Annotated in this window: 6 protein-coding genes and 2 pseudogenes; 6 read left to right on the top strand and 2 right to left on the bottom strand. The window is 57.8% G+C overall.

The features are described 5' to 3' along the window. Positions 1 to 473: pseudogene (locus tag B9P82_RS27765) on the bottom strand (transposase); the annotation flags it as partial. Between the two features lie 187 nt (positions 474 to 660). Here B9P82_RS27765 and B9P82_RS27755 point away from each other — a divergent pair. Genes B9P82_RS27755 through B9P82_RS27730 form a run of 6 tightly spaced genes read left to right on the top strand, consistent with a single transcriptional unit; the run spans position 661 to position 5,716 of the window. Then, positions 661 to 1,269 (top strand): TetR/AcrR family transcriptional regulator, encoded by a 609-nt coding sequence (locus B9P82_RS27755; RefSeq protein ID WP_004393990.1) that lies wholly within the window; start codon positions 661 to 663, stop codon positions 1,267 to 1,269. Further along, a complete protein-coding gene (locus tag B9P82_RS27750) occupies positions 1,266 to 2,417 on the top strand; it encodes an efflux RND transporter periplasmic adaptor subunit (protein ID WP_022652304.1) in 1,152 nt (383 codons plus the stop codon). The genes B9P82_RS27755 and B9P82_RS27750 overlap by 4 nt, the downstream gene beginning before the upstream one ends. After that, a complete protein-coding gene (locus tag B9P82_RS27745) occupies positions 2,414 to 3,619 on the top strand; it encodes an ABC transporter permease (RefSeq protein WP_022652303.1) in 1,206 nt (401 codons plus the stop codon). The genes B9P82_RS27750 and B9P82_RS27745 overlap by 4 nt, the downstream gene beginning before the upstream one ends. A gap of 1 nt (position 3,620) precedes the next feature. After that, on the top strand, positions 3,621 to 4,331 hold the full coding sequence (locus B9P82_RS27740) for an ABC transporter ATP-binding protein (RefSeq protein ID WP_004393997.1): 711 nt from the start codon (positions 3,621 to 3,623) through the stop codon (positions 4,329 to 4,331). Between the two features lie 28 nt (positions 4,332 to 4,359). Continuing rightward, positions 4,360 to 4,833: a cytochrome c gene (locus B9P82_RS27735; RefSeq protein WP_099973647.1), complete on the top strand. Its 474-nt coding sequence runs from the start codon at positions 4,360 to 4,362 to the stop codon at positions 4,831 to 4,833. Beyond that, positions 4,820 to 5,716 (top strand): TolC family protein, encoded by an 897-nt coding sequence (locus B9P82_RS27730; protein ID WP_246842189.1) that lies wholly within the window; start codon positions 4,820 to 4,822, stop codon positions 5,714 to 5,716. Before B9P82_RS27735 ends, B9P82_RS27730 begins: the two co-directional genes overlap by 14 nt. Here B9P82_RS27730 and B9P82_RS27725 read toward each other — a convergent pair. Beyond that, a pseudogene (locus tag B9P82_RS27725) lies at positions 5,662 to 5,841 on the bottom strand (IS6 family transposase); the annotation flags it as partial. The gene B9P82_RS27730 and the pseudogene B9P82_RS27725 overlap by 55 nt on opposite strands.

Below are 5,841 nucleotides of genomic sequence, written 5' to 3'. Positions count from 1 at the left end.
CCTGAACCAGGGATTCACGGACACGATGCAGCGCACGCATTGCCTGCTGAGATTCAGTTCTGGGCTGTACAAAACGCATAGACGGACGCGATGCAGCTTCACAAATAGCTTCGGCGTCGACAAAGTCGTTTTTGTTACTTTTAACGAATGGACGGACAAATTGTGGTGATATCAGCTTAGGAAAATGCCCCAACTCTTCCAACTTGCGTGCCATAAAGTGAGAGCCACCACAGGCTTCCATTGCGATGGTTGTAGCGGGGCATGTCGCCAAAAATTCGATTAACTTTGGCCGTGTAAATTTTTTACGGTAAACAGCCTTGCCGCGACGATCCTGGCAATGAATATGGAAAGAGNTCGATTAACTTTGGCCGTGTAAATTTTTTACGGTAAACAGCCTTGCCGCGACGATCCTGGCAATGAATATGGAAAGAGTTTTTACCCAGATCGATACCAATGAGCGCAATGTTTTCCATGATAGTTCTCCGAATGAAAGCCTGTCCTCAGCATAGTACCGGGAAGGAGGGAGTGACCATCTCATTAAATAAAGCACGTTAAGCCCATTGCAGACTCTAGATATTGACGAGTACGTCGGGTTTTCTCTTGTTTGAGTTGCCTCTTGTGGTAAGATAGTAATCAATTACTATCTTACAAGGAGTGCTCGTGGACACCCATCCAAAGCATCTGCCGGCCGATGAACGTCGTGCCGTAACTGTCGAGTCCGTCGTGGCGCTTGCCGGTTCACAAAACCCAAGCGAGATAACCACTGCGGCTATCGCTAAACACATGAACTTGACCCAGGGTGCGCTGTTTCGGCACTTCCCGAACAAGGAAGCCATTTGGCAGGCGGTCATGGAGTGGGTAGCAGAGCGCCTATTAGCCAGAATCGATCGATCCGCACAAGGAATCGAGTCGCCCTTGGCAGCCATGGAGGCGATGTTCATGAGTCATATCGAATTCGTAGCTGAGCACCCAGGCGTGCCAAGAATGATGTTTGGTGAGCTTCAGCGTGCCGAATCGACACCGGCCAAGCGCATGGTGCAAACCTTGATTCAGCGCTACGGCGAACGTTTGCATCGTCTCATCGAGAAAGGCAAGGCCAGCGGCGAGTTGTCTCCCTCGCTTGACAACGAGGCGGCGGCAACGCTGTTCATTGGCACGATCCAGGGCTTGGTCATGCAATCGCTGTTGGCGGGTGATGTGGGACGTATGCACCGCGATGCGCCGCGCGTCTTTGCAATTTATCGGCGTGGCATAAGGAGTGCGCAATGAAAAAGTTACCCTTGCAAGGCCGCACCCTGGCACTGCTTGCCGTCATCATTCCTTTGCTGGTGCTTTTTATTTATGTCGGTCTGCGATCAGGGCCGCTCGCCCCGGTCGCTGTGACGGTGGCAAGCGTGGAATCACAGGCTATCACACCGGCGCTGTTCGGCATCGGCACGGTGGAGGCGCGCTACACCTACAAGATCGGACCGACGTTTGCCGGGCGCGTCAAACGCCTGGAGGTGCATGTAGGCGACCAGGTCAAGGCCGGACAGGTGCTCGGCGAGATGGAGCCGGTCGACCTTGATGATCGGGTGCGCTCACAGGAGTCTGTATTCAAGCGGGCGGAAGCGGCTTTGCGCGAGGCAGAAGCCCGGCAAGCCTACGCGCAAACCCAGGCGCGCCGCTATGAGCAATTGTTTGCGGTGCGCTCGACCAGCGAGGAAATCGTCACCACCAAGCGGCAGGAACTGCAGATCGCCGATGCCGCCCTATCCGCCGCTCGGGAAGATATTGCCCGGGCACGCTCCGACCGCGAAGCACTCGTCGCGCAGCGGAGCAATCTGCGCCTGATCGCGCCGGTCGACGGTGTAGTCGCCGTGCGCGATGCCGATCCCGGCACGACCATCGTCGCGGGCCAGGCCGTGGTGGAAGTGATCGACCCCAAGAGTTTGTGGATCAATGTGCGCTTCGACCAGATCAGCGCATCGGGGCTGGCTGGGGGGCTGCCGGCTCATATCGTCCTGCGTTCGCGTGGTGGCCAGACCTTGAAAGGTCGCGTGCTGCGGGTGGAACCCAAGGCCGACGCGGTAACCGAGGAAACGCTTGCCAAGGTGACATTCGATAACAAACCAGAACCTTTGCCACCAGTGGGTGAACTGGCCGAAGTCACGGTTGACTTGCCGGCGCTCCCGGCCGCTCCACTGATCCCCAACGCTGCCGTCCAGCGTGAAGGCGATAAAGTTGGTGTCTGGCAAATCGTGGATGGTGATCTGCATTTCTCCCCGGTCAAGCTCGGCACTTCCGACCTCAATGGTTACGTGCAGGTGCGCGAAGGGCTCAAGAATGGGGACCAGGTTGTGACCTATAGCGAAAAGGCACTGACGGCGCGCAGCCGCATCCATGTGGTCGAGCATATCCCGGGAGTTTCACGATGATCAGCCTGGCCGGCCGCGACATTCTCCATGCCTGGGGGAAATTCGTCTTCACCGGCATCGGTCTGGGTCTGCTGATCGGCGTCACCCTGGTCATGGCTGGGGTGTACCGAGGCATGGTGGACGACGGCAAGGCGTTGCTCGACAACAGTGGCGCTGACCTTTGGGTGGTGCAAAAGGATACTCTGGGTCCTTATGCGGAGTCGTCCAGCCTCAACGATGACGTGTATCGCGCCATTCTCGCCATGCCGGGAGTCTCACAGGCAGCGAACGCGACCTACCTGACCATGCAGGTACGCAAGGGCGAGAGTGATGTACGCACCATGGTGGTCGGCATCGCGCCCGGTGCGTTGGGGGCTACACCCGGATGGCCTCCTTATCTCGTCGCTGGACGCCAGATCACGCGCGGTCACTACGAGGCTGTGGCCGACATCGCCACCGGCTTCAAACTGGGAGATCGTCTTGCCATTCGCCGCAATCATTACACCGTCGTGGGGCTGACACGGCGCATGGTGTCGTCCAGCGGCGACCCGATGGTATTCATTCCGCTCAAAGATGCCCAGGAGGCCCAGTTCCTCAAGGACAACGATGCCATCTGGCAAAGCCGGCGTCGCACCGAAGCCAACCCGGTCTTCAATCGACCCGGTGATCCAGGTTTGCTGGATGCCGTGATTGCTTCACAGAGCAGCAACGCGTTCGTCAATGCCGTGCTGGTCACTCTGAAACCTGGTCATGCGCCGGACGAGGTTGCCGAATCCATCCAGCGCTGGAAGCGTTTGACGGTCTACACCCGGGCACAGATGGAAGACATCCTCGTCGGCAAGCTGATCGCCACCTCGGCCAAGCAGATCGGCATGTTCCTTGTGATTCTGGCCATCGTTAGCGCGGCCATCGTTGCCTTCATCATCTATTCGCTGACGATGGACAAAATCCGTGAGATCGCGGTGTTGAAGCTCATCGGCACACGCAACCGAACCATCGCCGCGATGATCATGCAGCAGGCGCTCGCCCTGGGCGTGATTGGCTTCGTGGTCGGCAAGATCACAGCCACCTTTTCAGCACCGGCTTTTCCAAAATATGTCCTGCTCACGCCAATGGATTCTGTCGCCGGTTTTTTTGCCGTGCTCGTGATCTGCGTTCTAGCTAGCCTCGTCGCCATTCGCATAGCACTCAAGGTCGATCCGGCCGAAGCCATTGGAGGTTGAGATGAGTGGCAAAGGGATACACATCGAAAGTTTAAGCAAGCGGTATGGCGATGGTGACACCGCTGTCTTTGCCTTGAGAGACGTGAATATGCATGTTGCGCCTGGTGAAGTGGTGGGACTGATCGGCCCTTCCGGGTCCGGCAAGAGCACGCTGCTCAAGTGTCTGGGTGCGGTGATCGAACCGACCGCCGGTCGCATGACGCTGGGCGATGAAGTGATCTACGCCGATGGCTGGAAAGTCCGCGACCTGCGCGCCTTACGGCGTGACAAGATCGGTTTCGTTTTCCAGGCGCCGTACCTGATTCCGTTTCTCGATGTCACCGACAACGTGGCGCTGCTGCCGATGCTTGCAGGCGTCGCGAATGGAGAGTCGCGCGCGAAGGCACTGGAATTGCTCACAGCGCTTGATGTGCAACACCGAGCTCGCGCAATGCCCTCGCAACTCTCCGGTGGCGAGCAGCAACGGGTCGCCATCGCGCGCGGACTGGTCAATCGTCCGCCGGTGATCCTGGCCGATGAACCCACTGCGCCGCTGGATTCCGAGCGCGCCATGGCTGTAATCCGCATCCTCAACGACATGGCCCGGAAGTTCGAGACCGCCATCATCGTCGTCACCCATGACGAAAAGATCATCCCCACATTCAAGCGCATCTACCACATCCGCGACGGCGTGACCCATGAGGAAGCTGGCGAAGGGCGGGAGTTCGAATGAGAGAACGATTGAATTACAGGAGAATTTCATGACCCACCGCAAACACAGCCACGCATTTGGAACTATCACCCTGACCGTTACGGCCTGCCTGCTTTTATGGGGTTTTCAGTTGCCAGCTTGGGCTGGTGACGCTACCCAGGTTGAGCCACTGGCGCTACGCAAGATCATGCAGGAACTCGGGCGCAACATGCAGGCTATTACCGGTGCGATTTCGCAGGAGGAATGGGTTCAGGTCGTTCAGCTCGCCCCAAAAGTTGCTGCACACCCCGAGCCACCGCTTACTGAAAAAATGCGCATCCTTGCTTACCTCGGCGCTGATGCGACCAAGTTCAGCAACTTTGACGCGCAGACTCACGAGGCGGCGCTGGCCATGAAGCTGGCTGCTGTGAGCAGCGACGGCAAGGCGGTGATCCAATCATTCGCCCACGTGCAGGAAAGCTGCTTGGGCTGCCACCAAGCTTTCCGTAAACCTTTCGTGGAGCATTTTTATGGAGCACGCTAAAACATGCCAGCGCCCCATCAGCCTCGAAAGACGGCTTGCGGCAACTTACCTGGTAGCTGGTCTGGTCACCGCCGGTCTGGCCGGCTGCGCCGCCGGCCCTGATTTTCAGCGTCCCACCGCACCCGATGTGGCTCGCTACACTGCAACACCGGTAGCTGATAGAACCGTGTCCGCTCCCACGCAGTTCGGCGAAACACAACGTCTAGTCGAAGGGCTTCCGATCGAAACGCAATGGTGGCAAAGCTTGGGTTCATCCGCACTCGACGGACTGATAAACGAAGCTTTCCATGTCAGCCCGACGCTGGCGAGCATCAGCGCCAATTTGCGACAGGCGCAGGAGCTTCTTGCCGCACAGGCGGGCTCGACGCAATATCCACAGGTAGATGTCGCACTGGGATCTCAGCGCCAGCAAATGAGTCCCAGTAGCCAAGGGTTGAGCGGAGACGCACGTCAATTCAGCCTCTACAACGCCAGCGTTGGCGTGCATTACAACCTCGATCTGGCTGGCGGCAACCGGCGCGCACTCGAAGCCTTGGCTGCTCGCGCCGACTACCGTCGCTTCGAACTGAATGCTGCGCGCCTGGCCCTTGCCGGCAACATGGCAACCGCTGCCATTACCCGAGCACGCCTCGCCGCGCAACTAGAAGCCACTACTGCCATTTTGCGCGAGCAGGATGAGCAACTGCGCCTGGCCCATGAACGCGTGCGTATCGGTCAGGCCTCACCTGATGAAGCGTTGAGCCTACAAGCTCAGGCGGAGCAAACGCGGGCAGAACGGCACTGTTGCAAAGTTAGCGATGAGGCAGCCTTTTGTCTTATTCAAAGGCCTTACATTTCAAAAACTCTGCTTACCAGGCGCATTTCGCCCAGGGGATCACCATAATAAAATGCTGAGGCCTGGCCTTTGCGTAGTGCACGCATCACCTCAATACCTTTGATGGTGGCGTAAGCCGTCTTCATGGATTTAAATCCCAGCGTGGCGCCGATTATCCGTTTCAGTTTGCCATG

The sequence above is a fragment of the Citrobacter sp. L55 genome (genome assembly GCF_002850715.1).
Classification (GTDB): Bacteria; Pseudomonadota; Gammaproteobacteria; order Enterobacterales; family Enterobacteriaceae; genus Citrobacter; species Citrobacter braakii.
This window is presented reverse-complemented; position numbering and strand designations above follow the sequence as displayed.

What these genes read in the sequence shown, in the direction of transcription:
- B9P82_RS27750 (WP_022652304.1), top strand. Translation starts at nt 1,266, where the DNA reads ATGAAAAAGTTACCCTTGCAAGGCCGCACCCTGGCACTGCTTGCCGTC.
- B9P82_RS27745 (WP_022652303.1), top strand. Translation starts at nt 2,414, where the DNA reads ATGATCAGCCTGGCCGGCCGCGACATTCTCCATGCCTGGGGGAAATTC.
- B9P82_RS27740 (WP_004393997.1), top strand. Translation starts at nt 3,621, where the DNA reads ATGAGTGGCAAAGGGATACACATCGAAAGTTTAAGCAAGCGGTATGGC.
- B9P82_RS27735 (WP_099973647.1), top strand. Translation starts at nt 4,360, where the DNA reads ATGACCCACCGCAAACACAGCCACGCATTTGGAACTATCACCCTGACC.
- B9P82_RS27730 (WP_246842189.1), top strand. Translation starts at nt 4,820, where the DNA reads ATGGAGCACGCTAAAACATGCCAGCGCCCCATCAGCCTCGAAAGACGG.